Source organism: Pseudomonas sp. AIG (genome assembly GCF_977020205.1).
The window spans coordinates 1-455 of the sequence record NZ_CDROCK010000143.1; the positions used below are offsets into that span (position 1 = coordinate 1).

At 62.0% G+C, this 455-nt stretch carries 1 pseudogene; it reads right to left on the bottom strand.

Going from position 1 to position 455, the window contains the following annotated elements:
* Positions 1–455 (bottom strand): annotated as a pseudogene (locus ACWR1S_RS30910) (hypothetical protein); the annotation flags it as partial.

The window sequence follows — 455 nt, forward strand, 5'->3', positions numbered from 1 at the left end:
TGCGCCAAAGAAGCTGTCGGCCCAACTGCCGGCAAACACTTCACCGTTGCCCAGTTGGTGCCAGGTGAAGTCGGGAATGCTGAACACTCGGGTCAGACTGTCCATCGCCTGGTAACCGGCGGCGAGGCTGTAGAAATACGGCGTCTTGACGCTGGCATAAGGCCGATCGGGGACACGAAAGCGCAGCCCGGTCTGTTCACTGACCTGGGCCAACACGGCACGCAGATCCACATGACGCAGGTTCAACGGCAACGGGTTGGCCAGCACGGCGGCCAGCTCACGGCAGAACAGCACCTGTTCGACCGAGTTGGCGGCCGTGCAGCGCTCGACGTAGCCGATAAAGTGCCGTTGCAGCGTGCCTTCGTTGTAGCCGATATCCAGCGTTACCAGCCCTTTCAGTGGCACAGGGGATTGAACTGTGAAGTTCGCCCGGCCGGGGCTGGTAGCGTCCAGCC